This is a genomic window from Micromonospora sp. CA-248089 (assembly GCF_050948515.1).
In the GTDB taxonomy this organism is placed as follows: domain Bacteria; phylum Actinomycetota; class Actinomycetes; order Mycobacteriales; family Micromonosporaceae; genus Micromonospora.
This window is the reverse complement of the sequence record NZ_CP192016.1, coordinates 3,427,996-3,451,421: the sequence shown is the minus strand read 5'-3', so window position 1 is coordinate 3,451,421 and position 23,426 is coordinate 3,427,996. Positions and strand designations below refer to the sequence as shown.

The 23,426-nt window shown below is 75.2% G+C and carries 24 protein-coding genes; 10 read left to right on the top strand and 14 right to left on the bottom strand.

The window, feature by feature from the left end:
- Positions 1-183 precede the first annotated feature (183 nt).
- Positions 184-543, bottom strand: coding sequence for a hypothetical protein (locus ACQP26_RS16485; RefSeq protein ID WP_433493285.1), 360 nt, complete (start codon positions 541-543; stop codon positions 184-186).
- Between the two features lie 96 nt (positions 544-639).
- Here ACQP26_RS16485 and ACQP26_RS16480 point away from each other — a divergent pair, with 96 nt between their 5' ends.
- A complete protein-coding gene (locus tag ACQP26_RS16480) occupies positions 640-1,260 on the top strand; it encodes an L-threonylcarbamoyladenylate synthase (protein ID WP_073828564.1) in 621 nt (206 codons plus the stop codon).
- Positions 1,261-1,335: 75 nt separating this feature from the next.
- The gene (locus tag ACQP26_RS16475) at positions 1,336-2,910 is read left to right on the top strand and encodes a Na+/H+ antiporter (protein WP_433493284.1); all 1,575 of its coding nucleotides are present in this window, start codon (positions 1,336-1,338) and stop codon (positions 2,908-2,910) included.
- Between the two features lie 43 nt (positions 2,911-2,953).
- Here ACQP26_RS16475 and ACQP26_RS16470 read toward each other — a convergent pair whose 3' ends face one another.
- Both ACQP26_RS16470 and ACQP26_RS16465 read right to left on the bottom strand, forming a co-directional pair.
- Positions 2,954-3,886 carry a superoxide dismutase gene (locus tag ACQP26_RS16470; RefSeq protein WP_433493283.1) on the bottom strand — a complete coding sequence of 311 codons (933 nt, stop codon included), beginning with the start codon at positions 3,884-3,886 and terminating at the stop codon, positions 2,954-2,956.
- A 116-nt stretch (positions 3,887-4,002) separates the two neighbouring features.
- Positions 4,003-5,448, bottom strand: coding sequence for an endo-1,4-beta-xylanase (locus ACQP26_RS16465; protein WP_433493282.1), 1,446 nt, complete (start codon positions 5,446-5,448; stop codon positions 4,003-4,005).
- Positions 5,449-5,829: 381 nt separating this feature from the next.
- Here ACQP26_RS16465 and ACQP26_RS16460 point away from each other — a divergent pair, with 381 nt between their 5' ends.
- Positions 5,830-6,675 (top strand): S1 family peptidase, encoded by an 846-nt coding sequence (locus ACQP26_RS16460; RefSeq protein ID WP_433493281.1) that lies wholly within the window; start codon positions 5,830-5,832, stop codon positions 6,673-6,675.
- Between the two features lie 51 nt (positions 6,676-6,726).
- Here ACQP26_RS16460 and ACQP26_RS16455 read toward each other — a convergent pair whose 3' ends face one another.
- A complete protein-coding gene (locus tag ACQP26_RS16455) occupies positions 6,727-7,059 on the bottom strand; it encodes a putative quinol monooxygenase (protein ID WP_116505992.1) in 333 nt (110 codons plus the stop codon).
- 40 nt (positions 7,060-7,099) lie between these two features.
- Positions 7,100-8,062: a hypothetical protein gene (locus ACQP26_RS16450; RefSeq protein ID WP_433493280.1), complete on the bottom strand. Its 963-nt coding sequence runs from the start codon at positions 8,060-8,062 to the stop codon at positions 7,100-7,102.
- Positions 8,063-8,226: 164 nt separating this feature from the next.
- Between ACQP26_RS16450 and ACQP26_RS16445 the strand changes: the two genes are divergently transcribed.
- Entirely contained in the window at positions 8,227-8,532 is a 306-nt protein-coding gene (locus tag ACQP26_RS16445) for a DUF1330 domain-containing protein (RefSeq protein WP_269705865.1), read from the top strand.
- Positions 8,533-8,536: 4 nt separating this feature from the next.
- On the opposite strand, the gene ACQP26_RS16440 is transcribed toward ACQP26_RS16445, so the two are convergent.
- Positions 8,537-9,280: an N-acetyltransferase gene (locus ACQP26_RS16440; RefSeq protein ID WP_269705866.1), complete on the bottom strand. Its 744-nt coding sequence runs from the start codon at positions 9,278-9,280 to the stop codon at positions 8,537-8,539.
- A gap of 71 nt (positions 9,281-9,351) precedes the next feature.
- Here ACQP26_RS16440 and ACQP26_RS16435 point away from each other — a divergent pair, with 71 nt between their 5' ends.
- A complete protein-coding gene (locus ACQP26_RS16435; protein WP_433493279.1) occupies positions 9,352-9,774 on the top strand; it encodes an acyl-CoA thioesterase in 423 nt (140 codons plus the stop codon).
- An 8-nt stretch (positions 9,775-9,782) separates the two neighbouring features.
- Here the strand turns inward: ACQP26_RS16435 and ACQP26_RS16430 are convergent, their stop codons facing one another.
- A complete protein-coding gene (locus ACQP26_RS16430) occupies positions 9,783-10,433 on the bottom strand; it encodes a response regulator transcription factor (protein ID WP_433493278.1) in 651 nt (216 codons plus the stop codon).
- A complete protein-coding gene (locus ACQP26_RS16425) occupies positions 10,421-11,704 on the bottom strand; it encodes a sensor histidine kinase (protein ID WP_269705869.1) in 1,284 nt (427 codons plus the stop codon). The genes ACQP26_RS16430 and ACQP26_RS16425 overlap by 13 nt, the downstream gene beginning before the upstream one ends.
- A 132-nt stretch (positions 11,705-11,836) precedes the next feature.
- Here ACQP26_RS16425 and ACQP26_RS16420 point away from each other — a divergent pair, with 132 nt between their 5' ends.
- From ACQP26_RS16420 to ACQP26_RS16405, 4 genes are all read left to right on the top strand, one after another.
- Positions 11,837-12,481, top strand: a complete 645-nt coding sequence (locus ACQP26_RS16420) for a DUF998 domain-containing protein (protein WP_433493277.1) — start codon at positions 11,837-11,839, stop codon at positions 12,479-12,481.
- A gap of 4 nt (positions 12,482-12,485) precedes the next feature.
- On the top strand, positions 12,486-12,773 hold the full coding sequence (locus ACQP26_RS16415) for a DUF1905 domain-containing protein (RefSeq protein WP_120569760.1): 288 nt from the start codon (positions 12,486-12,488) through the stop codon (positions 12,771-12,773).
- Positions 12,770-13,666 carry an SIR2 family NAD-dependent protein deacylase gene (locus ACQP26_RS16410; RefSeq protein ID WP_433493276.1) on the top strand — a complete coding sequence of 299 codons (897 nt, stop codon included), beginning with the start codon at positions 12,770-12,772 and terminating at the stop codon, positions 13,664-13,666. The genes ACQP26_RS16415 and ACQP26_RS16410 overlap by 4 nt, the downstream gene beginning before the upstream one ends.
- 170 nt (positions 13,667-13,836) lie before the next feature.
- A complete protein-coding gene (locus ACQP26_RS16405; protein WP_281577746.1) occupies positions 13,837-15,063 on the top strand; it encodes a low temperature requirement protein A in 1,227 nt (408 codons plus the stop codon).
- A 30-nt stretch (positions 15,064-15,093) separates the two neighbouring features.
- Here the strand turns inward: ACQP26_RS16405 and ACQP26_RS16400 are convergent, their stop codons facing one another.
- A complete protein-coding gene (locus ACQP26_RS16400; protein ID WP_433493275.1) occupies positions 15,094-15,639 on the bottom strand; it encodes a hypothetical protein in 546 nt (181 codons plus the stop codon).
- Between the two features lie 70 nt (positions 15,640-15,709).
- Between ACQP26_RS16400 and ACQP26_RS16395 the strand changes: the two genes are divergently transcribed.
- Positions 15,710-16,288 (top strand): TetR/AcrR family transcriptional regulator, encoded by a 579-nt coding sequence (locus ACQP26_RS16395; RefSeq protein WP_433493274.1) that lies wholly within the window; start codon positions 15,710-15,712, stop codon positions 16,286-16,288.
- Positions 16,289-16,293: 5 nt separating this feature from the next.
- On the opposite strand, the gene ACQP26_RS16390 is transcribed toward ACQP26_RS16395, so the two are convergent.
- The 5 genes from ACQP26_RS16390 to ACQP26_RS16370 are packed head-to-tail and all read right to left on the bottom strand — an operon-like array spanning position 16,294 to position 23,376.
- Complete coding sequence (locus ACQP26_RS16390) at positions 16,294-19,035, bottom strand: ATP-binding protein (protein WP_433493273.1); 2,742 nt, start codon at positions 19,033-19,035, stop codon at positions 16,294-16,296.
- A gap of 48 nt (positions 19,036-19,083) precedes the next feature.
- Positions 19,084-20,517 (bottom strand): hypothetical protein, encoded by a 1,434-nt coding sequence (locus ACQP26_RS16385; protein ID WP_433493272.1) that lies wholly within the window; start codon positions 20,515-20,517, stop codon positions 19,084-19,086.
- On the bottom strand, positions 20,514-21,059 hold the full coding sequence (locus ACQP26_RS16380; protein ID WP_433493271.1) for a hypothetical protein: 546 nt from the start codon (positions 21,057-21,059) through the stop codon (positions 20,514-20,516). The genes ACQP26_RS16385 and ACQP26_RS16380 overlap by 4 nt, the downstream gene beginning before the upstream one ends.
- Positions 21,060-21,071: 12 nt before the next feature.
- Positions 21,072-21,623 carry a hypothetical protein gene (locus ACQP26_RS16375; RefSeq protein ID WP_269705886.1) on the bottom strand — a complete coding sequence of 184 codons (552 nt, stop codon included), beginning with the start codon at positions 21,621-21,623 and terminating at the stop codon, positions 21,072-21,074.
- A gap of 46 nt (positions 21,624-21,669) precedes the next feature.
- The gene (locus ACQP26_RS16370; protein WP_433493270.1) at positions 21,670-23,376 is read right to left on the bottom strand and encodes a sugar ABC transporter permease; all 1,707 of its coding nucleotides are present in this window, start codon (positions 23,374-23,376) and stop codon (positions 21,670-21,672) included.
- Positions 23,377-23,426: the final 50 nt, after the last annotated feature.

The window sequence follows — 23,426 nt, the reverse complement described above, 5'->3', positions numbered from 1 at the left end:
GACATTAAGGTTCGGGTTACGGATCCGTCAATGTCTTGTTACGAAGGAGAGCGCTCTCCCGGGCCTACCACGGGCTCTCCGGTCACCCCGCGAAGCCCGCTGACCAGCCACGACGGCACGCCGAAGCGCCGCCCCCGGCCGAGACGGGCGGGGGCGGCGCTTCAGGCGTGCGCCTACGGTGAGTCAGGCGGCGGTGGCGGCGAGGCTCCGCGCGCCGGTCCGCGCGGCGACCGTGCCCGGTTCACCGGTCTGACCGGCGCCCGGCTGCCCGGTGACGACCGGCCGCGGCGAGGTGGACTGCGGCGAGGTGGCCGGCTGCCCGGGCGCGGCGGGCTGCCGCGGCTTGCGAGCCGCGCCCAGCCCCGCCTGCGCGTTGTTCCAGGCCGCGCACGGCCACGCCGCCCCGGCGCAGCTCGGGCTGGCGCAGACGCGCTCGGCGTCCGGCTGGTGCGCGTCGGCCACCGCGGCGGCCAGGTCCCACAGCAGCGGATCGGTCACCTCCGCGGGGCGGTCGGCGACGCGGTCTGTGCTGGCTTCGGACATGATTCGGTCCCCCTGTCGTGAACGGCCCCCACCTGTTTCCGGAAACCGCCCCGGCCAAACCTGCGTGCGGCCGGGCGCGGACATAGGCTGGCCGGCGTGGCGAGGTACTACGACCTGCATCCGGACAACCCCCAGCCCCGCGTGATCCGGCAGGTGGTGGACCTGCTGCGCGCCGACGGGGTGATCGCCTACCCGACCGACTCCTGCTACGCGCTCGGCTGCCGGATCGGCAACCGCGACGGGGTGGAGCGGATCCGGGAGATCCGGCGGCTCGACGACCGGCATCCGTTCACGCTGATGTGCGCCGACTTCGCTCAGCTCGGCCAGTTCGTCAAGCTCAGCAACGCGGTCTTCCGCCAGGTCAAGTCCGTCATCCCGGGCAGCTACACGTTCCTGCTGCCGGCCACCGCCGAGGTGCCGCGCCGGTTGCAGGACCCGCGGCGGCGGGTGGTCGGGGCGCGGGTGCCGAGGCACACGGTGACCCAGGCGCTGCTGGCCGAGCTGGGTGAGCCGCTGCTGTCCAGCACGCTGCTGCTGCCCGGCGAGGACGAGCCGATGACCCAGGGCTGGGAGATCAAGGAACGGCTCGACCACCTGATCGACGCCGTGGTCGACGCCGGTGACTGCGGGCTGGAACCGACCACCGTGGTCGACCTGTCCGGCGACGAGCCGGAGATCCTGCGCCGCGGCGCCGGCGATCCGGCCCGCTTCGAGTAGCGATCACCGATTCCGCCCCGCCGGGCCGCCGCCGTAGGGCACGGTGGGGACGGCGGACGGTGACGGGGGTACGGCGTGGAAGCACTCCTGCTGATCACGGTGCTGGGCGCCACCGTGCTCGTCGGGACCACCATCGGCGGCCGGTACAGCGTCGCGCCGCCGGTCCTGCTGATCGCGATGGGCGCGCTGATCGGCCTGCTGCCGCCGTTCGACAACCTGATCCTCGAACCCGAGGTCGTGCTGGTGCTGTTCCTCCCGGCGATCCTCTACCGGGAGAGCCTGGTCATCAGCCTGCGCGAGATCCGGGCCAACCTGGTCGTGATCGTCGGCCTCGCCGTCGTGCTGGTGATCGTCACGATGGCGGCTGTCGCGTTCACCGCGCAGGCACTCGGTGTGGCGGCGGCCTCCGCCTGGGTGCTCGGCGCGGTCCTGGCGCCCACCGACGCCGCCGCCGTGGCCGGCCTGGCCAAACGGATGCCGCGCGGCATCCTCACCACGCTGCGCGCGGAGAGCCTGGTCAACGACGGTACGGCGCTCGTGCTCTTCGCCGTGGCGGCGGGCGTGGTCGCGGGCGGGACGGTGCCCGGGCCGCTGCTGCTCACCGGCGAGTTCGTCGGCAAGTCGGCCGGCGGGGTGGCCGCGGGCCTGCTCGTCGGCGCGGTCGTGGTGCTGATCCGCAAGCACGTGGACGACCCGATGCGCGAGGGCGGGCTGAGCATCCTCACCCCGTTCGTCGCGTTCCTGCTCGCCGACGCGGTGCACGCCAGCGGCGTGCTGGCGGTCGTCGTGTCCGGGCTGGTGCTGTCCTACGCCGCGCCCCGGGTGATCCGGGCCCGCTCCCGGGTCACCGCGTTCGCGTTCTGGGACCTGTCCACCTTCATGGTCAACGGCGGCCTCTTCGTGCTGCTCGGTACGCAGGTGCCCCGCTCGCTGCGCGGCATCACCAGCCACTCGCCGACCGCCTCGCTCGGCATCGCTGTGCTCGTCGCGGCGGTCGTGGTGGCCATCCGGCTGGTCTGGGTGCACCTGTCGGTGTCGGTGCTGCAACGGGTGGACCGCCGCGAGTCGAGCCGGGCGCGGCACTTCGACTTTCGGATGCGTACCGCGGTGGGCTGGGCCGGGTTCCGTGGCGCCGTATCGCTCGCCGCGGCGCTCGCCGTGCCGGTCACCATGCACGACGGCAGCAACGTGCGCGAGCGGGACCTGATCATCTTCGTCACCGTGGTGGTGATCGTCCTGATCATGCTGGTGCAGGGCACCACGCTGCCCGCCGTCGTGAGCTGGGCCGGTCTGACCGGCGACCGGGAACGCGACGACGAGGTGCGCTGGGCTCGGATCCGGGCCACCGAGGCCGCCCTGGAGGCGCTGCCCCGGGCCGCCAGCGACGTGGGCGCCACCCAGGACACGGTGGACCGGCTGCGCGCCGACTACGAGGACCACCTGGCCGCCGCCCGCGACCCGGGCGGCGAGGAGGCGGAGGGGGAGCGGGAGATGGCCCGCCGGCTGCGGTTGCGGGTGCTGGACCACAAGCGGCAGGAGATCACCCGGCTGCGCAACACCAGGCAGATCGACGACGTGGTGCTGCGGCAGCTCCAGGCGGCCATCGACATCGAGGAGATCCGCCTGCTCGGGCCGGAGATGGAGGAGTGAGCCGGCCGGCCGCCACCCGGACGCCGGTGGCGGCCGGGGTGGCTCAGCGCGCGTCGACAGCGACCACGGTGTACGGGGTGGTCGGCGTCGGCGGGGTGGTGAACCGGCCGTTCGGCAGGTAGAGCCGGCCGAGCGCGGCGGCCACGGTGGTCGGCACGTCGAAGCCCGGATCGGTGATGACCCGGCGCAGCGCGCCAGTGGTGCCGGCGCGGTTCAGGTCGACCACGGCGACCTGGTTGAGGAAGTTCTGCACCACGTACAGCGTGCGGCCGAGCAGCAGCAGGCCGTCGCCGTTGAGGAAGGTGGCGCCCGGCACGTCGACGGCGGTGGTGACGCCGGTGGCCGGGTCCAACCGGAACAGGGTGCCGGTGTTCGACTGCACGACGATCAGCGCGCGCCCGTCCGGGGTGGGCGCGATGCCGTTGAGGTTGACGCCGGTGCCGGTCTGCTGGAAGTCGCCGGTCAGCGGCAGCGTGGTGAACCCGTCGGCGGGCGGCAGCGTGCCGCCGCGCCCCAGCGGCAGGCGGTAGAGCACCGGCCGGTTCGAGTCGGTGAACCAGGCGGCGTCGCGGGTGAGCGTCACGTCGTTGACGAACGTCGGCGCCTCGGCGAACTGGTAGCTCGCGAGCACGGCGCCGGTACGGGTGTCGATGACCCGGGCGTCCCCGGCGGTGCCGCCGGCGACGAAGAGCCGGCCGCGCGGGTCGACCTTCAGGCCGAGCGACGGGGTGCCGGTGGCGGGGCTGACCTGCTTGCCCGCCCCGGTGATCAGGTCGGCACGGTAGATCTCACCGGTGGCCCGCGACCCGAACCAGGCGTACCGGCCGGCGGTGGCGACGCCCTCCGGCTGGAAGCCGTCCGGCAGCGCGATGACGCTCGGGCGGCGGTCGTGGGCGGCGGCGGGCGCCGGGGCGGCGGTGGTCACGAGGGTGGCGGTCAGGGCGACGCCGAGGGCGGTCCTGATGCGTCGGTTCACTGTGGTCCTTCCGGCGATGGCGGTGGGACAGGACCCACCCCACTGTACGGTCGCGGGCCGGTGTCCGCCCGGGACGCGACCCGGCACGGCGCTCCCGTGCCGGGTCGCGCCGACGGTCAGCCCGCCGCGCAGGTCGGCGTGCCGGAGGGCGCGGTACCCGTGCCCTGGAATCCGAACTCGGTGGTGCCACCGGCACCGACCTGGCGGTTGTAGTCGACGTTGCGGAAGGTCACCGCACCGCTGGTGCCGCTGGCCTGGGCGCTCCAGGTGTTCGTGACGGCCGAGCCCGACGGCACGGTGAGCGACACAACCCACCCGTTGAGCCCGCTGGAGCCCGCGGTGATCCGTACGTTGGTGACGAAGCCGCCCGGCCACTGGTTGGTGGTGAACGTCGCGGTGCAGGCGCCGGTCGGCGGGGGACTCGTCGGCGGCTCGCTGGTCGGCGGCGTGCTGGTCGGCGGCGTCGACGTGGGCGGGGTGCTGGTCGGCGGCGCGGTCGTGGGCGGCGGGGTGCCGCCCTCGTTGAGCGCGTTCAGCACAGCCGTGTACGCCTGCTTCTTGTTGCCGCTGCCGTCGAACAGCAGCGGGGTGCCGCTGGCCCGCCAGGAGTCGGTGTCGCGGATGCCCCAGACCGTGATGCCGTTGCAGCGCGGCACGGCCAGGCAGTCCCGCGTCACGTTGCCGTACGTGGTGGCCTGGCTGCTGCCCGAACCCTCGATGTCCAGCTCGGTGATCTGCACGTCGACGCCGAGCGCGGCGAAGTTCTGCAGCGTGGTGCGGTAGTTGCTCGGGTACGGCGACCCGCTGTTGAAGTGCGACTGGAGACCGACGCAGTCGATCGGCACGCCCCGGGCCTTGAAGTCCCGGACCATGTTGTAGACGGCCTGGGTCTTGGCCCAGCTCCAGTTGTCGGTGTTGTAGTCGTTGTAGCAGAGCTTGGCGCCGGGGTCGGCGGCGCGGGCGGCACGGAACGCGGCCTCAATCCAGTCGTTGCCGGTCTGCTGGAGGTTCGAGTTGCGGCGGGCGCCGTTGTTGCCGTCGTCGAACGCCTCGTTCACCACGTCCCAGGAGTGGATCTTGCCCCGGTAGTGGGTGGCGACCTGGGTGACGTGGTTGATCATCGCCTCGCGCAGCGCGCTGCCGGACAGGCTTCCCGTCCACCCCGGCTGCTGCTGGTGCCAGAGCAGCGCGTGGCCGCGTACCCGCATGCCGTTGGCCTGGGCGTGCGCGACGAGCCGGTCGCCGGCGCTGAAGTTGAACTGGTTCCGGGACGGCTCGGTGGCGTCCCACTTCATCTCGTTCTCGGCGGTGACCATGTTGAACTCGCGGTTGAGGATGCCGACGTACGTGCTGTCGGACAACTTGTTCACCGCCACCGCCGTGCCGAAGTACCGGCCCTGCTCCGCCGCCGACGCGCCGAGCGTCGTGCCGGCGCTGGCACTGGTCGCCATCGCTATCGTGGCGGCGGCCACCGCGGCCCCCGCCACCATCGCGACCACAGCGGTCCGCGGGCGTGACCGGGCTGCCGCGCTCCCGCTGCCGCGGGCGAGCACCTTGTCCATCTGAAACGCCTCTCTAGCCTGTCAATGGGATCGGCTCGCCTCGGCCACCGCCCGCCACGACGTCGGCTCCGCGCGGCCGCCCGGTGGCCGCGCCAGGTGGGGGAGGAGTCCCCGGCACATCGTGAGTGGATCGAAGCGAATCTCTGCCCGGAGCCTACCGGAAGTGTTCCGAAAACTTAATCACCTCGATATGTCGACATGGGGCACGCGGCGGCCGGTCCAGGAGCGGAAGCCGAGGGCGGGCAGGGGGACGGGCGCGCGCGTACCGCCCGTCGCGACTCCGGAAGTTTCGGGAATCGCCGGTTCTGCCGGTTGAGTCGATCGCGCCCGCGGGCCGATGCTTGCCGAATCGACCGTAGACGATGGAGGAGGTCCTGGAGGATGCGCCGGTCCGCGCTCGTCGTACTCGTCCTCGCCGCCCTGCTCGCCGGCACCCCGGGGGTCGCCCGGGCCGGCGCCGCCGGACCGCCGCCCGCGCCCGCCGCCCTGGCCGGGCTTCGCACGCCCGGCACCGCCTGGGGCCACGACCCGGCCACCGGCCGCCTCACCGTCACCGCCGACGACACGGTACGCGGACGCGAGCTGGCCGCGCTGCGACGTGCCGCCGACCGGGCCGGCGCGGTGCTGCGCCACGAACCCGGGCGGCTGCGCACGCTGATCGCCGGCGGCCAGGCGATCTACGGCGGCGGTGGGCGCTGCTCGCTGGGCGCGAACGTGCGCAGCGGCACCACCTGGTACTTCGTCACCGCCGGGCACTGCACCCGCCTGGCCGCCACCTGGTACGCCGACAGCGCCCGCACCACCGTGCTGGGCAGCCGGACCGGCAGCAGCTTCCCCGGCAACGACTACGGCGTGGTCCGCTACACCGGCGCCGTCGCCCACCCGAGCGCGATCCACACCTACCCCGGGCAGGTCACCGTCACCGCGGTCGGCAGCGCGTACGTCGGGCAGGCGGTCTGCCGCAGCGGCGCCACCACGGGCGTGCGGTGCGGCTCGGTCACCGGACTGAACGCCACAGTCAACTACGCCGAGGGCAGCGTCACCGGGCTCATCCGCACGAACATCTGCGCCGAACCGGGCGACAGCGGCGGCCCGCTCTACGTGGCCGCCACCGGCACCGTCATCGGCGTCCTCTCCGGCGGCAGCGGCAACTGCGCGAGCGGCGGCACCAGCTACTACCAGCCGATCCTGGAGATCCTCGCCGCGTACGGCCTGACCATCCCCTGACCGGCCGCGCGGGCGCCGCGGCAGGCCACCCGCGCCTGATCGTTCGCCCGGTCAGGCGTCGCCGGGCACCGCCATCTCGCCCAAGCGCGACCAGTCCTGCTGCGGCACCGTCACGTTGACGATCCGGGGCGTCTCGGCCAGGTGCGGCGGCAGCGTGCGCTGGGCGGCCCGGAAGTGCTCCGACTGCACGTGCGCCGCGCCCGCCTCGTCGTCGCGGAACGCCTCGACCAGCACGTACTCGGTCGGGTCGTCGAGGCTGCGGGACCAGTCGAACCACAGGCAGCCGGGCTCGGCCCGGGTCGCGGCGGTGAAGTCGGCGGCGATCCGCGGCCAGTTGTCGGCGTCCTCGGGGCGAACCCGGAACTTGGCGGTAATGAAGATCATGGGATCAGGCTACCCAGGGCCGGCGGCCGCCCGCGCGGCATCAGCTCCTGGCCGCCGGACCGAGCAGTTCGGCCGCCCGGCGGTCGGCGAACGCGGTGACCGCCTGCTGCCCGGCGCCGAACACGATCGCCAGGCCCAGCAGCGCGGCGGTGCTGCTCACGCTGGTCTCCACCAGGCCGCCGATGACCAGCATGATGCCGACCACCGCGACCAGCGGACCGATGGCGAGCTTCAGCAGTCCCTGCTGGAACGGCAGCTTGTAGGGCAGCCCGCCGGACCGTGAGGTGATCATCGAGGGCAGCGCGCTGAGGAACGCCCCGAGCGCGCCGGCGATCAGCACGAAGAACAGCAGCCGCCAGGCCGGCACGCCACCGGCGTCGGTCGGTGCCTCCAGCAGCCGTACGTCGTGGCTGCGCCACTGGACCAGCACCACCAGGACCTCCGCCACCAGTGCGAACACCGACAGCCCCAGCATGCGGTTGCGCAGCCGGCGCGCCGACTCGTGGAACTCGTCCGAGACGGCGTGGCAGCGCTGCAGCAGCGCCTGCACCCGGGCGCGCAGCAGGTCCGCGGACACTCCGCCGGCCACGGTGTCGAGGTCGGTGAGCACCTTGTCGTCGGCCGGCAGCACCTGCGCCGCCGCGCTGCGGTAGGCGGGCAGCAGCCCGGTCAGCTCGTCCGCGGAGCGCAGCCCCACCATGGCCCGCTCCACCCAGTGGATCGTCTGCCACGCGTACTCGAGCTTGCCGCCGCGCAGCCACTCGATGACGCCGCTGCGCCCGAGCACCGCCTCCACCCCGGACAGTTGCGCGCGCAGTGCCGCGGCCTGCTCGAGGTCGCGCGTGGCCAGCACCGCGAGCTGCTGGTACAGGTCGTCGAGCTTGGTGCGGACGCGGACCTGCCACACCGCGCGGGGAACCGACGTGGCGGGCGGTACCGGCAGGCCCTCCGGTGCGTTCCGGGGCCCGGGTACGGCCTCGGGCTGGGTCTCCTGCTCGATCATGGCGCCCCACCTCTTTCCCCCGCGCCGCGCGGACCTGCTGTCACTATTCCCAGGTCAGGGCCATAATGGCTAGCGCACACCGGACAGTTGACACGGCTCGCGACGGCGCGGGATCCGCCCGACGGACGAGGCCGGAGCGCTCGGGCGGTCGGTAGCCTGGGCCGGTGACCGTCTACGCCCTCGCACAGATCACCATCCACGACCGGGCGCGCTACGACAGGTATGCCGCCGCCTTCCCGCCGGTGCTGGCCCGCTACGGCGGGAAGCTGCTCGCCGCCGACACCGCCCCCCGCGTGGTCGAGGGCGACTGGCCGCACCAGAAGGCGGTGCTGTTGTCGTTCGACAGCCGCGAGGACTTCGAGCGCTGGTCCACCTCGGCGGAGTACCGGGAGATCTCCCGGGACCGGGAGGCGGCCACCGACGGTGTGGTCCTGCTGCTCGACGGGATCGGTCACGCCTGGCCGGCCTGATCCGTCAGAGGCGGTGCCGCACCCACACGTTGGGCTCCACGTACGCGGCGTGGTCGTGGTCGACGTCGACGAGCACCGGCGTCAGCGCGCCGGGCACGCGTACCGGCCCGGAGGTGTCGAACGGCAGCCCCGTCCAGCGCCGCCAGTCGGCCAGCGTGCCCGTCACCGTCATCGACCGGGGCGCGACCCGCTCGATCACCCCGCCGGCGCGGACGTGCACCCGCAGCCACGGGTCGGCCGGCAGCCCGTCGGGGCGGCGCCGGGCCGCGTACTCGGTCATCGGCACGTCCGGGACGGCGGCCTTGCCGCTCGGGCGCACCGGCGCCACCAGCGTGTCGAACCCGGCGCTGGCCACCGCCGCGCGCATGGCCGCGAGCATCAGCCCGGACACCCCGCCGCCGCGCCGGTCCGGGCGCACGCAGATCTCCAGCGCGGACACCAGGTTGGGGGTGGACCCGGTGAGCCGGCCGAGCGTGGCCCGCTGGATCACCCGGTCCCAGCCGCCGTCGGGCAGCTCGTTGTCGGTCCAGCGCAGCGGCACCGCGTACCCCCGGGCCACCGCCCGGCCCGGCTCGGCCGGGTCGACGGCGGCGAAGACGAACTCGGGATACTGCTCGTGCGCGACGCCGTAGTAGATCGCGCCCATCGGATCCCAGAGCATGAACGGCGGCCAGGCGCCGTCGAAGTCGGTGTCCAGCAGCGGCGCCAGGTCGGGCCGCTGCGCCAGGGTCACGATCTCCAGAGTCACGCCGGGCAGGTTAGGGCCGCGCGGCCCGGACCGCACGCCGTTTTGTCCGCGCCGCTGGTTAGGCTGCCGCCATGGCAGATCCGTTCCGGGTCCGCGTCACCGTGCGCGGCTACGAACTCGACACGCAGGGGCACCTCAACCAGGCGGTCTACCTCCAGTACGCCGAGCACGCCCGCTGGGAGTGCCTGCGCGCGTCGGGCATCGGCCAGAACCAGCTGATCGCCGGTGGCGTCGGGCCGGTCGCGCTGGAGGTGACGGTGCGCTACCTGCGGGAGCTGCGCGGCGGCGACGAGGTCGACGTGACCTGCGAGTTCCACTGGGGCGAGGGCAAGACGTTCCGGATCGGCCAGGAGTTCACCCGCGCCGACGGCACCCCCGTCGCCTCGGTGTCCGGCGTCGGCGGCCTGCTCGACCTCACCGAACGGCGGCTCGTGCCGGACCCGCGCGAGCGGTTCCGGGCGCTGGCCACCGACCCCGTGCCGATGAACCTGTAGGGCCCCGGTCAGCCCGCCGCGCGCAGGTAGGCGAGCACCCGCCGGTTGGTGTCCTCGTCCGGGGGCAGACCGAGCTTGGCCAGGATGTTGCCCACGTGCTTGCCCACGGCCGCCTCGGTGACGTGCAGCCGCGCCGCGATCGCGCTGTTGGAGTGGCCCTCGGCGATCAGGCCCAGCACCTCCCGCTCCCGCGGGGACAACGCGCCGAGCGGATCGCGCGGACGGCGCAGCAGGTGCCGCACCACGTCCGGGTCGACGGCGGTGCCGCCGGCCGCGACCCGGCGCAGCGTCGCGGCGAACTCCTCGACGTCGGCCACCCGGTCCTTGAGCAGGTAGCCGACCCGGTTGCCGTCGCCGCTGTCGAGCAGCGCGGCGGCGTACCCGCTCTGCACGTGCTGGCTGAGCACCACCACGGCGAGGTCCGGGCGTTCGGCGCGCAGCGCGACGGCCGCGCGCAGGCCGTCGTCGCGGTGCTGCGGCGGCATCCGGATGTCGGTGACCAGCAGGTCGGGCCGGTGCGTACGGACCGCGTCGAGCAGTTCCGGTGCGGAGCCGACGGCGGCGTCCACCGCGAAGCCGAACCGGGTCAGCAGGCCCACCAGGCCCTCCCGGAGCAGGACCTCGTCCTCGGCCAGGACGACCCGGGTCACGGACGGCACGGCAGCTCCACCCGCACGAGGGTAGGCCCACCGGGCGGGCTGGACAGCAACAGGCGTCCGTCCACCGCGGCCACCCGGTCGGCGAGCCCGGTCAGGCCGGTGCCGCGCGCCGGATCGGCGCCGCCCCGGCCGTCGTCGCGCACCTCCACCACCAGCAGGCGGTCGGTACGGGTCAGCCGTACCTGCGCCCGGCCGGCCCCGGCGTGCCGGGCGACGTTGCCGAGCGTCTCCGAGACCACGTACCAGGCGGTGGTCTCCACCAGCTCCGGCACCGGGCGGGTCAGGTCGGCGTGCACGGTGACCGGGACGACCGACCGTGCGGCCAGGTCGCCGACGGCGGCGGCCAGGCCGAGTTCGGTCAGCTGCGGCGGGCGGATGCCCTGGACGATCCCGCGCAACGTCACCATCAGCTCCTTGGCCTGCTCGTGCGCCGCCGCGAGCGGCTTCGCCGCCGGGGAGTCGTCCGGCACGTCGAGGCGGGCCAGCCCGAGCTGCAGGGTGAGGCTGGTCAGGCGCGGCTGCACGCCGTCGTGCACGTCCCGCTCGACGCGGCGGCGCTCGGCCTCGTAGGCGCTCACCAGACGGGCCCGGGACCGGGTCACCTCACGCAGCGCGGTCCCGCCGGGCGCGCCGTCGAGCAGCAGGCGGGCCACCGCCGCCTGGGCCGCGACGAGCAACCCGGCCAGGTAGACCAGCGCGGGGACCGCCAGCAGGCCGGCGACCGCGTACGGCACCGCCTCGGCGGGGGAGCCGACAGTGGCCCAGACCAGCACGATGCGGTCCTCGCCGTCGGCCAGCCACGGACCGGCGACGAGGGCCACGTCCACTAGCACGAGCAGACCGAACATCCCGTACGCCAGCGGCACCGCCACACCCAGCACCGCCAGGTACGCGCCCTCTCGCCACCCGTCGGCGGTGGTGAGGCGGGCGGCGATTCCGCGCCACCTCGGCGCGGTCACCGGCCGGTCGTCGACCAGGCCGAGCCGCCACCGCTCGATCGCTGCCACCGGCGCGGCGGCCAGCGGGGCGATCGCCACCACCGCCAGCGCCAGCACGGCCAGCACCGCCAGCGCCAGGGCGTCGACCGGGCGGCCCTGCCGCAGCGCGCCGGCCACCAGCAGCAGCGGTGCGGCGACCACCGCCGCGCCGAGCGCCGCCGCGCCGGCCAGGGGCAGCGTCGTGGCGGCGTACGCCAGGGTCCGCCACGGCCACGCGGAGAGCAGGTAGCGGCGACCGCGCAACGCGGCCGCCAGCCCGTGATCGATGGTCATGGCCCGACGCTAGCCAGGCCACGCAGACCTACCCAGCCGGCTGGGGCCCCTCTCCGGGTAGGTCTGGCCCTACCCGGAACCGGCCCGCCACGCCCCGTGCGCCGGGGTGCCCCGAGGCGGTGCGATCGGCGGATGAGAAACCGCCTCGCGGGCGCCTGCTGGCTGCTCGCCGCCGTGTCGTTCCTGGTCGCCAACGTGGTCGTCGGCCTGGCCTGGGACCAGCCCGGGTTCAGCTGGGCCGAGCACAACATCAGCGACCTCGGCAACGTGACCTGCGGTGTGTGGGACACCAGCCGGCCCCGCCCGGTCTGCTCGCCGTGGCATCCGGCCATGAACGCCGTCTTCGTCGGCACCGGGCTGCTGCTCGCGCTCGGCGCGCTGCTCGCACACCGGGCGCTGCGCCCGGGCCCCGCCGCGGCCGTCGCCGTCGCGTCGACAGTGGCCGCCGGAACCGGGTACGTGCTGGCCGGCCTCTACCCGGCCGACGTGGACGAGAACCGGCACGTGCTCGGCGCGCTGCTGGTCTTCGCGCTCGGCAACGCCGCCCTGCTCGCCGCCGCCCTCGCCGGCCGGTCGCCGCTGCTGCGGCAGCTGCGGACCGTCAGCGTGGTCCTCGGCCTGCTCGGGCTCGCCGGCACCGTGCTGTTCCTGGCCCGGGTGGACACCGGCATCGGTGTGGGCGGCATGGAGCGTGTCGCCGTGTTCCCGCTGTTCGCCTGGGTCACGACGGCCGGGCTGCGGCTGCTCCCGTTTCGCCGGACCCGGCCCCTATCCTGACCGGATGGAGCTGGCGTTCAGCGGCGAGGTGTGGTTCTGGCGCGGCCCGGCGCCGTACCACTTCGTCACCGTGCCCGACGAGCAGAGCGCGGCGATCGAGGCCGCCTCGGCGTCGGTCACCTACGGCTGGGGCATGATCCCGGTGACGGTCCGCATCGGTGACACCGACTGGCGGACGTCACTGTGGCCGAAGGACGGCCGGTACGTGGTGCCGCTGCGGGTCGCGGCGCGCCGGGCCGAGGGCATCGAGCTGGGCGACCGGGTCGACGTGCGGCTGACGGTGGACGTGTGACCGGGCCGGAGCTCGCCGAGGCGGGCCGGCTGCTCGCCGCCGCGCGGCGGCCGGTGGTGTTCACCGGGGCCGGCATGTCGGCCGAGAGCGGCGTGCCGACGTTCCGGGACGCCCAGACCGGGCTCTGGCAGCGGTACGACCCGCAGGAGCTGGCGACCCCGGCGGCGTTCCGGGCCGACCCGGCGCTGGTCTGGGGCTGGTACGAGGCACGCCGGCGCGGGGTGCGCCGCGCCGAGCCGAACCCGGGGCACCGGGCGGTGGCGGCGATCGCGGCCCGGCTGCCGGACACCGTGGTGATCACGCAGAACGTCGACGACCTGCACGAGCGCGGCGGGGTGCCCGCCCCGGTACGCCTGCACGGCAGCCTGTTCGCGCCCCGCTGCTCGGCCTGCGCCCGGCCCGCGCCGCTGCCACCCGACCTGCCGCCGCGCTCCGGCGTGCCGGTGCCGTCCGGCGGCCCGGAGGCGCACGACGAGGCGGAACCGCTCGGTGGGCGGGAGGCCCACGGCGCGGCGGAACCGCCCGGCGGGCCGGAGCCGCATGCGCCGGAGCCGCGGGACGGGCCGCTGACCCCGCCCGCCTGCGCCGGATGCGGCGCGCCCGTACGGCCCGGGGTGGTGTGGTTCGGCGAGGCGCTGCCGGCGGCCGCGCTCGACGCGGCGGTCGAGGCGGCCGCCGGCTGCGACCTGCTGCTGACGGTGGGCACCTCGGCGCTCGTGCACCCGGCCGCCGAGATCCCCCTCGTGGCGGCCCGCCTCGGCGCGCCCGTGGTGCAGGTGAACCCGGTGCCGACGCCGCTGGACGCGATCTGCGCGGTGAACCTGCGCGGCCCGGCCGGCGAGGTGCTGCCCGCGCTGGTCCGCGCCGCCTGGCCGGACGCCGACGCCGGCTGAGCTGCCCGCCGCCGCCCGGCCGGACAGCCCGGCTCGCGCCGCCTCGTCGTGCCGCCCGGCGGGCACCGGTCCGGCGCACCGAGCCGGGCGTGATCGCGGGAATCGCCAGATCGCCCGTCCGGGGCCGCCTACCGTCGGCGCAGGAGGTGGACCGGCGGAGGGCGGCGGACGTGGCACGCGAACGGGTACGAGGACGGCTGCACGCGCCCCGGCCGGGGCCGGACCAGCGCCGGGTCACCCCCTTCGAGATCTTCTTCGACCTGGTCTTCGTCTTCGCGCTCACCCGGATCATGGCGCTGATCGAGCCGCACCCGACCCCGGCCGGGATGGCCAAGGGGCTGCTCCTGCTCGTGCTGCTCTGGGTGGCGTGGCTGTCGTACACCTGGTTGGGCAACCACACGCCCGCCGACGTCGGGGTGGTGCGCGGCGGGTTCCTGGTCGCGATGGCCGCGTTGTTCCTGGCCGCGCTCGCCATGCCGGAGGCGTGGACGCCGGGTTCGGGGCTGGACGGGCCGCTGATCGTCGTGCTGGCCTACGTGGTGCTGCGCGTGGTGCACCTGACGCTGTTCCACTGGGCCGCGGCGGGTGACCCGGAACTGCGCGCCCGGATCCGGTTCTTCGCGTTCGTCAGCGCCGCCGGCTGGGTGCCGCTGCTGCTCGGCGCGCTGCTGGACGGTGCCGCGCACGCGACGCTGTGGGTGCTGGGTTTCGCGATCGAGGTGGCCGGGCAGCGACTGTCGTACGCCCGCCGGGGCGCCTGGCCGCTGCGCAGCCCGACGCACTTCGCCGAGCGGTACGGCCTGGTGCTGATCATCTCGCTGGGGGAGTCGCTGGTGGCCGCGGGGGTGGGCGCGGCCTCGGCGGTCACCGAGCCGCCGGTCCTCGCCGTGGCGCTCGTCGCCTTCGTGGTGACCGTCTGCCTCTGGTGGCTCTACTTCCGCCGCACGTCACCGGCGGCGGCCCGGACGCTCGCCACCGCACCGGCGGCGCAGCGGGACCGGATGGCCGCGGACGCCTACAGCCAGACCCATCTGCTGCTCGTCGCCGGCGTCATCTTTCTGGCGCTCGGGGTCGAACAGGTGCTGGAGCACGTCGCCGATCCGCAGGCCGGGCCCCGGCTGAACGGCTCGGCGGCGGTGGCGCTGTTCGGCGGCGCGGCCGTCTACCTGGCCGGACGGCTGCTGTTCCGGCGGTTGACCGGTCAGCCGGTGGGTGCGGCCCGGCTGGCCGTCGCCGGTGCGGCGTTGCCGCTGGTCGCGCTCGGGACGGTACTGCCGCCGGCGCTGGCGCTGGCGGCGCTGGCCGGGCTGCTGCTGGTCGCGATCGCCGTCGATCGGCGCGGTGAGCCGTCCGCCGCCGGGCGGTCGACGGTCACCGACGCGCATCAACCGGTCTGAGGCCGGATCACCGGGCGTGGCGGGTGAGCCTCACGCGCCGCGCGGCGCCCGCTTCGGGAAGACGGTGTACGCGACCGGCCAGAACACCAGCCAGCCCGCCATGACCACGGTGAGCCGGCCGGCCCAGGCCCACAGTTCGGCGGTCCGGTCGGTGTCGCCGACCACGGCGATGCCGGCGAGCAGCACCGCGCAGGCGACCGCCCAGCCGATCATGCCCTTGCCCCATTCGCGCCACTCGTGCCGGGCCCGCGCCATCCCGTACTTCGGGGCCCGGCGCGGGGGAGGGCCGCCGGCGAACCGGTGCGCGAACCGCTCGTCGGCCCAGCGCACCATGCTGTGCCCGAACGCCACCGAGAACCCGAGGTACGCGGCGGCGAGGCCGTGGGCGAACGTGGCGGTCGCGCCCCGGCGCAGGTCGATCATCGTGGCGGCCAGCAGCACCAGGTCGACGACCGGTACGGCGATCAGCAGGGCGGCGCCGAGGCGGGGCCGGCGCAGCGGGTACCGGGCGATCAGTCCGGCGAGCAGCACCACCCAGAACGCCACCTCACATCCGACGATCACTGCGATCAGCATCCGACCCCCTTTTTTAGTACGCTGTGCGATAACCGTAACAGCGGCCGTCAACCAGCCTCCGGAGGGGCCCGTGCCCAAGATCGTCGACCACGGCGCGCGCCGTGCCGAACTGGCGCGGGCGATGTGGCGGGTCGTCTACCGCGACGGCGTCGGCGCCGCCACCGTCCGCAGCATCGCGGTCGAGGCGGGCTGGTCACCGAGCGCGCTGCGGCACTACTTCGCCACCCAGACCGAGCTGCTGGTGTTCGCCATGGAACACGTGCAGGCGGAGGCGGCCGAGCGGATCGCCACCGGCGACCGCAGCGGAAGCCAGCGCCAGGTCGCCCAGCGGATCCTGGAACAACTGCTGCCGCTGGACCGCCAGCGCGTCCGCGAGGCCGAGGTGTGGCTGCTGCTCGCCGCGCGCGCCCAGACCGACCCCGCGGCGCGGGCCCGGATGGCCGACGCGGACGACGGCATCCGCCGCGCCGCCGAGTTCGCCGTCGCGCTGCTGACCGGGAAACCGGCCGCCGACCCCGAGGCGGTCGCCGGGCTGCACGCCCTGCTCGACGGGCTCGCGCTGCACGCGCTGCTGTACCCCGATCGGATGCCGCCCGCGCGCGCCCGGGAACTGCTCGGCGCGCACCTGGACGCGCTCGCCGCGTCCTGACCGCCTCAGTCGCCCGTCGGGCGGCCCATCGCCGCGCCCAGCTCGGCGCGGCTGGCGATGCCCAGCTTGCGGTAGACCCGGGCCAGGTTGGCCTCCACCGTCTTCGGGCTGATGTAGAGCGCGTCGGCGATGAGCCGGTTGGTCTGGCCCCGGGCGGCGAGCCGGGCGACCCGCTCCTCGGTCGCGGTCAGCGCCGTCGGGGCCGGAGTGCGGGCACCGATGCGGCCCAGCTCCGCCCGCGCCCGGTCGGCGAACGCGGACGCGCCGAGCGCGTCGAACTCGGCCGCCGCCGCGTCGAGCGCCGCCCGCGCCTCCCGCCGTCGCCGCACCCGCCGGTACGCGCGCCCGGCGGCGAGCAGGCAGCGGGCCCGGTCCAGCGGCAGCACCGTCTCCGGCACCGCGGCCCGGGCCCGCGTCAGCGCGTCCAGCGCCTCGCCCGGATCCGCCCCGGTCGCCCCGGCCAGCAGCACCCGGCTGCGGGCCAGCCCGAGCGTCGTCCACGGGCGCGGCAGCCTGCGGTGGCGCCCGGCCAGCCGGTCCAGCGCGGCGTGGGCGGTGTCCAGGTCACCGGCGCCCACGCACGCCTCGATCCAGTCCGGCTCGAAGCGCTGCCCCAGCGGTTCGGCGATGCCCGACCCGTCGAGGTCGGCCGCGAGCGCGCCGTACGCCGTCGCGGCGGTGGCCCACTCCCCGCGGGCCAGCGCCACCAGCCCGGTGAGCTGGTGGTGCAGTCGCCGGCTCCACGCGTCGCCGAGGTCGTCGTCGCGGCGCAGCCCGGCGGCCGCGGCACCCGCCTGCGCCAGCCGCCCCCGGTGCGCGTCGAGCACACCGGCCAGCCAGCTCTCGCCCACCAGCCCGGTGCCCAGCTGCTCACCCAGATCACGGGCGGCGGCGATGTGCGTACCGGCCTCGGCGAAGCGCCCCGCCAGCAGCTCCGTCTCGCCGAGGTGGGTGAGCACCTCGTGCCGCAGCGGGTCGTCGCCGCGCGCCACCGCCAGGTCCAGCATCAGGTGCAGCCGGGCCCGAGCCCGGTCGTGGTCGTCGACCGACTTCCACCAGATCGCCGGCACCGAACCGGCCAGGAAGGACGGTTCACCGTCCTCCAGTGACAGGGCCCGGTCCAGCAGGTCGGTGGGCGCCGGGCCGCCGGCGCGTACCTCGTGGAAGAACAGCAGCAGCAGCGCGGCGGTGAGCAGCGGGCGGTGCTCGTCCCGGTCGGACAGGCGGGCGATCGCGGCCCGCGCGTGCCGGCGGGCGGGCTCCGGCTGGTCGTGGAACATGGTCAGGTGCGTGTGGATCCGCCCGGCCAGGTCGCCGTCCGGCCCGGCGGCGGCGAGCGCCTGCTCGGCGACGCGGACGGCGGTGACCAGGTCGTCGGCGCACCACGCGACGAGCGCGCGCAACAGCAGCGCCTCGCCCCGCTCGGCGCCGGTCAGCTCGCCCGCCGCCGCCTCGGCGGCCCGCCCGGCCGCCGCGTAGTCGCCGCTGTCGATGCGGCACTGCACCGCGTCGAGGCGGCGCCGGTTGCGGTCGGCGGTGGCGGACGGCGGGGTCAGCTCGGCCGCCCGGGCGTACCAGTCGGCGGCGAGCGCTGACGCGCCGCGCATCCGCTGCCGGGCCGCCGCGGCGGCCAGGTCGGCGGCGACGGCGGCGTCCGGCGCCACTGTGCACCGGGACAGGTGCCGGGCCCGCTCGTCCGGGTCGGCGACCGCGCCGGCGAGCAGCGCGTGCAGCCGTCGCCGGGCCCCCGGCGGGATGCTCTCGCGCACCGCCGCCGCGTACCGGGGGTGTGCGAAGTCGACCCGGCTCGGGGTGACCACGACCAGCCCGGCGTCCTCGGCCGCGTCCAGCGCCCCGGCCGGCACGCCCGCCGCCGCCAGGTCCCGCAGCGTCGGCACGCTCAGCAGCGCGGCCAGCCGCACCGCGTCCCGGCTCGGGCCGGGCAGCGCCCGCTGCGCCTCCGCGAGCAGGAGGCGCAGCGACGACGGTACGGGCAGGTCCTCGTCGTGCGCGGGTGGGCGGGGCAGCCGCAGCACTGCCCGGGCCAGCTCGATGGCGAGCAGCGGGTTGCCGTCGGCGTCGCGGGCCAGCCGGTCGGTGAGCGGACGGCTGAGCGTGCCGCCGAGCCGGGCCGCCAGGACGCGGTGCAGGTCGGGCGGAGTGAGCGGGGGTACGTCGGCACGCAGCAGCCGGTGCCGCCCGGTCGGGTCGTCGTCCAGCCCGAGCGGCACCGGAACCGGCGGGCCGTCCCCGGTGCGGTGGGTGGCCAGGACGGCGGGCCACCGGGTCAGCCGGCGCAGCGCGAACCGCAGCGCTCGGGCGCTAGGCGGGTCCAGCCACTGCGGATCGTCCACCGCGAGCAGGACGCGCGGCGCCTCGGTGACCGCCGCGTCGAGCAGGGTACGGGTGGCGGCGCCCACCGCCCGCTCGTCCACCGCGTCGTCGTGCTCGCCGGTCAGCAGCACCATGTCGGCGGCGACCCGCTGCGGCGCGGGCAGCAGTGGTAGCGCGTCGGCGAGCGGGCGCAGCACGTCGGCGAGAGCCGCGTACGGCAGCGCGCTCTCGGCCTCGGTGGGCGCGGCGGACAGCACCCGCCAGCCGGTCCGCCCGGCGTGGGCGACCACCGCCCGCCAGAGCGCGGTCTTGCCGATGCCGCTCGGGCCGTCGAGGAGCACCGGCGTACCGGCGGTCAGGGCACGCCACACCCGCTCGACGACCGCGTCGCGGCCGACCAGTGCGGCGTCCATGGCGGGATGGTGGCACAGCCGCGCCCGCGAACCCAGCGTCGGCGCGGCCTAGCCCGGAAGCTGTCCGCATATCGAGACGGGCGGGATCACCTCCTGGTTGCGGTACACGGTGGCGCTCCAGCTCGGCCCGCCCGACGCCACGATCGGCGGGATCCGTGGTGCCCGGGACGGGCTGAGCAGGCTGAGGAACTTGTTGATCACCTGGACGACGGGTTCCAGGATCCGGTAGCCGATCCCGAACCGCGCGTGCACACCGAGCCCGACGCCCCGGCACAGCGCGTACGGGGCGCCGAGCGCCGAACCGATAGTGGCGCCGTACGAGGTGACCAGCTCGAACCAGATCCCGGCGGTGAACAGGAACGCGCTGATCCCCATGGTGAACCGCACGCCGTGCCGGACCACGAGGCCCATCACGCCGACCGGCACGCCGGTGAGCGAGTCGAGCAGGCTCACCCGGCGGGCGAAGCCCTCCGTCACGCGTGAGCCCACCTGGCCGCCGGCGTAGCCGAACCCGAGCTTGCCGGCCAGCGCGTACTCCCCGGCGCCGCGGAACGTGCCCCGCTTGGCGCCGAACGCGGTGGCCACCTCCAGCGTCTGGTTCACCGTGAACGACAGCGGCAGGCCGGCGACCAGCCCGATCGGGAACGCGATGTCGACCGGGACCGGGAACGTGCGGCGGTGGTTCTGCCCGCCGTCGATGCCGGCCGTGAAGTCCACCTTGATGCCGAAGCCGCCACCGATCTCCAGCTCGGCCCGGTTGACCTTGCCCGCGCCGATGGCCAGGTGGAACGACGCCGTGGGCCGGCCGACGGTGAGCGTGACGGTGCCGGCCAGCCGGAGGCCGCCGTCGTCGTACGTGAAGTGCGTGCCGACGCCACCGGCGCAGCAGAACGTCCGGACCCGGTAGCCGTGGGCGCCGGCGGCGGCCTGCCCACCCGGCGCGGGTGGCGGCTGCGCGGGCGCGACGGCGAGCGGACGGGACCGGCCGAGCGTGCCGCCCGCCGCCGCGACCTCCCGGGTCCACGACGGCTCACCCGCCACGTAGACGGTCGGGCTGTCGAGGGTGACACCGTCCCCGCCGAACGTGCCGTCGCGGATCACCTCGGTGAGCGTGACCGGGCCGATCGTGACGACCAGGTCGCCGCCGTCCTCGGCCAGGTCGAGCACCCGGCCCACGCCGCGTCCGGTGAGGAACATGACCCGGCCGGGCGCGAGCCGGTCGGCGTCGCGGGCACCGGGATCGAGCCGCCAGATCAGCCCGTCCGGGCTCACCGACCGCACGGTCCGGCTGCCGCCGCCGACCAGCACCACGTCCGGTTGCAGCGTGACGTCCTTCCCCGGCACCGGGGCCTGCCCGTACCGGGGCTGCCCGTCGTCGGCGGCGTCGGCCGGGCCCGGTGTGGGGCCGCCGCAGCCGGTCACCGCGAGCAGCACCGCCACGCCGGCCGCGAGCAGCCGACGGCCGCGCACCGCCGTCGTCACATCCGGCCGGCGACGGTACGGGCGAGCCGCTCCAGCGGTGCCCGGTTCTCCTGCGGGTCGTTCAGCCGCACCAGCCGTACGGCGACCCACAGGTCGCCCTTGCGCAGGAAGAACGCCTCCGCGGTGAGCAGTGCCTCGTCGGCCGTGCCGGCCAGCTCACGGATCTCGTGCTCGAGCTGCCGCTCGATGTCGAGGTACTTCTTGGCGCCGTCACCCACGAACACCTCGACCTGGGCGGTCGGCCCGCTTGTCGGACCGGTGTAGGTGCACGACTGCCCGGCCACCACGGGTTCGTCCAGCGGCGTACCGGCGAGACGTTCGGCGTCGGCCTTGGACACCAGCGCGCAGGCGTCCGGCCCGGCGGCGTCGTCCACCGGTTCGGTGCTCGGCTCGGCCGGCGCCTCCCCGGTCGGCTCCGCCACCGGCGTGCCCGCACCGGGCGCGGCGCCACCGGCCGGCGGTGGTTCGTCGCCGCCGCAACCGGCGGACGCGGTGAGCAGGGTCGCGGTCAACGCGAGCGCGACCAGTCCTCGGGTTCGCACGCCTGCCCCCGCTCAGGCCGGGATCGCGTCGAGGACGCGGCGCAGGATCTGTTCGTTGCCTGCGGTGCCGCCCTCGAAGCTGCTGATGGTCACCGTGTACGTGCCCTTGCCGTCGATCAGCACCGCCTCGCCGCGCACGTCCTTCACGGCGAGGTAGCCCCGCTCGCCCCGGTCCAGGTCGACGACCTTCTCGTACTGCTGGCCGGCCTGGTCGTGCTGGTAGTCGTAGGTGGCCTTGCCGGCGGCGGCCGATGCGGTGGTGACCGCCAGCTGGGCGATGCCGTCGCCGAACGAGCAGTTGCCCTCGTCGCGCAGCTTCCGGTCGACCAGCTCGGCGACCTGGGCGGCGGTGAACGGGCACGGCGGGCGGACGTCGCCCACCGCGCCCGCGTCGGTGTCGCCGCCGTCCTCGTCCGCCGCGGTGTCGGCCGAGCCGCTGTCGACGATCCCGCCGCCGGAGTCGCACCCGGCCGGCGCGAGCAGGGCGAGCAGCAGCAGCGGTAGCGCCAGGCGGGCGCGGCGGGAACGAACGGTCCGGACCGGTGTGAGCGCGTCAGTTGCCATGGCCCGACGCTAGGCGCGCCGTCACCGGCCGTAATCGGGGGTTTCCCTATGCGGTGACCTTGCCGACGGGCTCGCCCGACCCCACCGGCGGCGCGCCCGCGCCGCTGCGCCGCCCCACCCGGATGGCGAGCCGATCCACGTAGCCGATCATGAGCGCGACGAACAGCACCACGAACAGGATCAGCATCGGCAGCGGCAGGATCAGGCCCAGCGGAAGCTCGCCGCCGCCGCCGAAAGCGCGGCTCGCGATCATCGTCACCAGCGCGGGCGCGGTGAGGCTGTCCGGACGCGTACCCACCAACGTCGTCCACAGCGGCGACTGGGCGTGCGCCAGCCAGGTCAGCAACGCGGTCACGGCCAGCATCGGCAGCGCCGGCAGCAGCAGCGTACGGCCGGCGCCACCGCCGGAGCGCCACCGCTCGTGCTGGCCCCGGAACAGCAGCGTGAACGCGAACAGCGCGGGCACCGACAGCCAGGTCGGCGGCACCAGGCCGAGGAACAGGCCCAGCTGTTCGCGCTCCATCGTGCGTTCGAAATTGGCGATGGCCAGCGGGCCGGCGCCGACGAACAACCAGGGCGCGAACGGCACCAGCAGCAGTTCGCTCCAGCGTCCGAGCGGTCGCAGCACGCCGATCCCGAATCCGGCCAGCGCGGCGAGCGTCACCGCGACGAGTGTGGACAGCAGCGGCGGCACCCAGGTGTTGGCGAACAGGTTCGAGGTCTCGACCCCCCGGGGCAGGGGCCCGGTGTCGGAGGAGAGGTTCCGCAGCCACGGCAGCGACGCCCAGACGGTCACGCCGAGGACGACGACGAGCGCGACAGCGGTCAGCCCGACGAGCAGCGGCCGGCGGCCGGAGTAGGACTCCGCCTCCCGGGCGGCCGGGCGGTCGCGCCAGCCGTCGAACTCGATGCGCAGCCGGGTCGCCAGGATCAGCGCCACCGCGGCCAGCCCGAGCAGCCCGAGGAGCACCAGCAGCAGCGTCGACGTGGCCGATCCGACGCCCAGGCGCATCGTTCGGAACGAGGTCTGCGCGGCGGTGAACACCGGCGTCGCCGTGTAGTCGCCGCGCGGCCCGCCGCCGGTCAGGATGTAAGGGGCGGTGTAGGTCTGCAGGGCGGCGGCGAGGACGCCCAGGCCGAGCAGCCCGCCGACGGCCAGCATGGCCGGCGCGGGCCGCTGGTCGGGCTCGCGGCGGCGCAGCGCGCTCAGGTAGACAGTCGCGGCCACCGCGACGACCAGCCCGAACGTCACCTGGGCCAGCGCCGAGACGAGGAACGCCCGGGGGGACTGCAGATCCTGGGTGAGGGTGCCGTTCTCGATGCCTTCGGCGCGCCGGCCGAGGTACACCGCGACCGGCGCGTACGCGGCGAGCGGCAGGGCCAGCACGCCCCGGGTGACCAGGCGGGCGACCCGGCCGGCCCGGTCGGCGAGGACGGCGAGCAGCGGCGCGGCGAGCAGCGCCACCGTCAGCGGGATCAGGCTGAGCAGCACCGCGAACCCGACCTGTCCGACGAACCCGGAGGTGAAGGCGACCTCGTAGTTCCCCGCACCCGCCGATTCGGACGGGCGGCGCAGCCCGTCCGCCTGGAAGCTGCGAGCCACTGTGGACAGCGTGGGCAGGACGTACGACCAGATCCAGGCGATCACCGCCGGGACGACCAGGGCCAGCCCGATCAGGGCCCTCCCCGGACGGCTCTGCGGCGTGAGCGGGGGCACTGACGCTGTCACCTGCGGCGCTGCCGGCTGGTTCATCGGGACATCCACCCTCGAAGATCGACGATCACGGCCGCCGCGACGATAAC